Annotated in this window: 4 protein-coding genes and 1 pseudogene; 4 read left to right on the top strand and 1 reads right to left on the bottom strand. The window is 62.7% G+C overall.

Translation table 11 applies throughout. The features are described 5' to 3' along the window. Positions 1–27 precede the first annotated feature (27 nt). Positions 28–564 carry a translation initiation factor IF-3 gene (gene infC / locus EN994_RS22570; RefSeq protein WP_013528312.1) on the bottom strand — a complete coding sequence of 179 codons (537 nt, stop codon included), beginning with the start codon at positions 562–564 and terminating at the stop codon, positions 28–30. A gap of 220 nt (positions 565–784) precedes the next feature. On the opposite strand from infC, the gene EN994_RS22565 reads away from it, so the two are divergent. From EN994_RS22565 to EN994_RS22550, 4 genes and pseudogenes are all read left to right on the top strand, one after another. Further along, complete coding sequence (locus tag EN994_RS22565; RefSeq protein ID WP_063169788.1) at positions 785–1555, top strand: alpha/beta hydrolase; 771 nt, start codon at positions 785–787, stop codon at positions 1553–1555. Beyond that, positions 1555–2697 carry a benzoate/H(+) symporter BenE family transporter gene (locus tag EN994_RS22560; RefSeq protein ID WP_013528314.1) on the top strand — a complete coding sequence of 381 codons (1143 nt, stop codon included), beginning with the start codon at positions 1555–1557 and terminating at the stop codon, positions 2695–2697. Before EN994_RS22565 ends, EN994_RS22560 begins: the two co-directional genes overlap by 1 nt. Positions 2698–2814: 117 nt before the next feature. Further along, a complete protein-coding gene (locus EN994_RS22555; protein ID WP_063169787.1) occupies positions 2815–3297 on the top strand; it encodes a DUF2852 domain-containing protein in 483 nt (160 codons plus the stop codon). Positions 3298–3397: 100 nt separating this feature from the next. Further along, positions 3398–3621 (top strand): annotated as a pseudogene (locus EN994_RS22550) (M48 family metallopeptidase); the annotation flags it as partial.

Genomic DNA, 3621 nt, shown 5'->3' with positions numbered 1-3621 from the left:
GATCCTAGATACGCGCCGATGCAGATCTTAGCGCGGCGACAGCACCATCATCATCTGGCGGCCTTCGAGCTTCGGTTCCGCTTCGACCTTGGCAATCGTCGCCACTTCCTCGCGGACCTTGTTCAGAAGCTGCATGCCGAGTTCCATATGCGCCATCTCGCGGCCACGGAAGCGCAGCGTCAGCTTGACCTTGTCGCCTTCCTCGAAGAAGCGGCGAACCGCCTTCATCTTGGTCTCGTAGTCATGGCTGTCGATGTTCGGGCGCATCTTGATCTCCTTGATCTCGATGACCTTCTGGTTCTTGCGCGCCTCGGCCGCCTTCTTCTGGTTGGCGTATTTCAACTTGCCGAGATCAAGGATCTTGACGACGGGGGGCACCGCGTTGGGCGATATCTCGACGAGATCGAGCCCGGCCTCTTCGGCCAGCAGCAATGCGTCGTTGATGGAAACATCGCCGCGGTTCTGGCCTTCGGCGTCGATAAGCTGGACCCGGGGAACCCGGATGTCACGGTTGGAGCGCGGGCCATCCTTGGTCGGCGCCGCTGCTTTGAAAGGTCTGCGAATGGTCGTGGTCTCCTTGGCCGTTTCGTTCAGGATTTGTCAGTGTTGATGCATGGACGCGCCAATGTGGTGAGCGCGCGGGCGGAGTCAATAGCACAGCATTGACAGAAAATCACCCTGATCGCTGTCCTGCACCAAACAAAGAACATAGTGAGCACTTTTCGCCACGCCACCGACCGTGCCACAAGAATCCCGCGCCAGAAGAGGGCCTGAGGAAAAAGCCATGACCGCAACGCCCCCCGTCTTTATGGATGTCGATGGATCGCGCATCGCGGTGCGCCATACTGCTGGCTCTGCGCCCGGCATCGTCTGGCTCGGCGGCTACAAGTCGGACATGCTGGGCGCGAAGGCGCAGACGCTGTCGGACTGGGCGGCAAAAGAAGGCCGCGCCTTTCTGCGCCACGATTATTCCGGCCATGGCGAATCCGGCGGCGCCTTTGCCGACGGCACGATTTCGACATGGCTTGCACAAAGCCTTGCCGTGTTCCGGCATTTCACCAAGGGCAAACAGATCCTGGTCGGCTCCTCGATGGGCGCCTGGATCGCGCTGCGCATGGTGCAGGAATTGCGCGAGGCTGATGACAGCAACGTCGCCGGCCTGGTGCTGCTGGCGCCGGCACCGGATTTTACCGCTGAACTGATCGAACCGGTGCTGACCAAGGCGCAGAAGCGCGATCTCGCCAAAAAAGGTTTCTTCGAAGAGCCGTCGGACTATTCCACGGAACCCTACATCTACACCCGCGCCCTGATCGAGGACGGGCGCGACAACCTGACAATGACAGGCCCGATCGACACCCATTGCCCGGTGCATATCCTGCAGGGCCTGGCCGATGCGGATGTGCCGGCAAGCCATGCACTGAAGCTGGTCAGCCTGCTGCCCGCCGACGACGTGACCCTGTCGCTGATCCCTGACGGCGACCATCGCCTGTCGCGACCGCAGGATCTCGACATGCTGGTGCGGGCCGTCGATGCGATGGCGCAGAGGGGAAACTGATGCGCCTTTCCATTCCGATATCCGCCTTCGTCGCGGCGATCGTCGGCTTCGGCGGCACGCTGGCCATCGTCATCGCCGCCGCCAACGCAGTCGGCGCGACGCAGATCGAGACGGCAAGCTGGGTGACGACGATCTGCCTGGCCATGGCGATCGAGAGCCTGTGGCTGTCATGGCGCACGAAAATGCCAGTCATCACCGCCTGGTCGACGCCGGGCCTGGCGCTGATCGCGGCATCGAGCGGCTTTTCGATGGGTGAGGCCGTCGCCGCCTTCATCGTCACCGGCGTCCTTCTGATCGCCACCGGGCTGTTTCGGCCCCTGACGAAGCTGATCTCGAGAATACCGCCTTCCGTCGCCTCGGGCATGCTGGCCGGTATCGTCGTCACCTTCGCGCTCAATGCGGTGAAGACCATTCCCATCGACCCGTGGCTGATCCTGCCGCTGATTGCAGCCTTCTTCGTCATCCGCCTGTTCAACCCGGCGCTGTCGGTGCTGGCGGTGCTGATCGGCGGTGGCCTCGCCGCTTTCCTCACCGGCCGTGTCGGCGGCCTGCCGACACCGGAACTGTCGACGCTGACGCTGATTGCGCCTGATTTCACCGCCAAGGCGGTGATCGGGCTGGCACTGCCGCTCTATCTCGTCACCATGGCTTCGCAGAACCTGTCCGGCCTCGCCGTGCTGCGCGCCGCCGGCTACCATCCGGAGCCCGGCCCGCTGATCGGCGTCACCGGCCTGTTTTCGCTGCTGTCGGCGCCGTTCGGCGGCTCGACCACCAATCTGGCGGCGATCTCGGCGGCGATCTGCACCGGGCCGGACGTCCACCCCGACCCCGCCGAGCGCTGGAAGACCGGGCCGTTCTATGCGCTCGCCTATCTCATCTTTGCGATTTTCGGCGCTTCGCTGGTGGCGATCTTCGCGGTGCTGCCACAGAGCCTGATCGTACTGGTGGCGGGCCTGGCGCTGATGGCGTCGCTCGCCAACGCGCTTTCTATCGCGCTGAAGGAAGAGGCGGATCGCATGGCTGCCACCGTCACCTTTGTCGTCACCGCGTCGGGTCTGACGCTGTTCGGCGTTGGCGCCGCATTCTGGGGCCTGATTGCCGGGCTGGTCGTGCTTTTCCTCGATATGATCAAAAAGCGATAAACATTTCAGATGCTTGTCCGGATTTGGCGGACATTGTCTTGAATCGCCGTTTTTCTCTTCCCATTTCGATTCCACGCAGCCGGGTTTGGCTGTCTCCAACCGAAGGAATGGGAGAAAATGAACACATCCGCATTGATCCGTCCGGCCTGGACGCCGGCAACCATCGCGTTGATGGTTGTGGGTTTCATGGTGTTCTGGCCACTCGGCTTCGCCATGCTCGCCTACATCATCTGGGGCGACCGCCTCGATGGCTTCAAGCGTGACGTCAACCGCGCGACCGACGGCATCTTCGCCGGTTGCCGCCGCGGTTCCGACAAGGCCGCGCGCTGGGGCAATGGTTCCGCCCGCACCGGCAACGTCGCTTTCGACGACTGGCGCGAAAAGGAACTTGAGCGGCTGAACGAAGAGCGCCGCAAGCTCGACGAGATGCTGACCCAGTTCGACGAATACGCCCGCGAATTGCGCCGCGCCAAGGACCAGGACGAGTTCGACCGCTTCATGGCCAACCGCAACAAGTCGACGGCGCCGACGAAGACCGATCCGAGCACCGGAACGACGACCACCAAGCGTGGCAAGGGTTCGAACCTGCTTGACGACTGAGATCCGGCGACTGGTCACATCGTGAAAAAACGGCGTCGCGCGAGCGGCGCCGTTTCTTTTTTGTTCTAGTCGTTTTTCTCGAATCGCGTATCGTCCCCCCATGACTCTCGGCTTCTTTCGCAATCTGGCAAAGCCCAAGCCCACGCCTGTCGTGGAGCGCGAATATTGCGTCGCCGGCCGCACGCTGCCGCTCAAGATCGTCGAGAGCGCCAGGGCGCGCCGAATGACGCTGCGTATCGATTCAGGCGGCCAGGGTCTGCGCATCACCGTGCCGCCAGGCCTGCGCCGCGGCGAAGTGGACAGGTTCCTCGAGGAGCATCAGGG

The sequence above is a fragment of the Mesorhizobium sp. M7A.F.Ca.CA.002.09.1.1 genome (genome assembly GCF_003998555.1).
Taxonomy (GTDB): Bacteria; Pseudomonadota; Alphaproteobacteria; order Rhizobiales; family Rhizobiaceae; genus Mesorhizobium; species Mesorhizobium ciceri.
The sequence above is the reverse complement of the archived record's forward strand: the minus strand, read 5'-3'. Positions and strand labels throughout refer to the sequence as shown.

Bases quoted from the DNA above. Each gene is read 5' to 3' on its own strand.
- EN994_RS22565 (WP_063169788.1), top strand. From the start codon at position 785: ATGACCGCAACGCCCCCCGTCTTTATGGATGTCGATGGATCGCGCATC.
- EN994_RS22560 (WP_013528314.1), top strand. From the start codon at position 1,555: ATGCGCCTTTCCATTCCGATATCCGCCTTCGTCGCGGCGATCGTCGGC.
- EN994_RS22555 (WP_063169787.1), top strand. From the start codon at position 2,815: ATGAACACATCCGCATTGATCCGTCCGGCCTGGACGCCGGCAACCATC.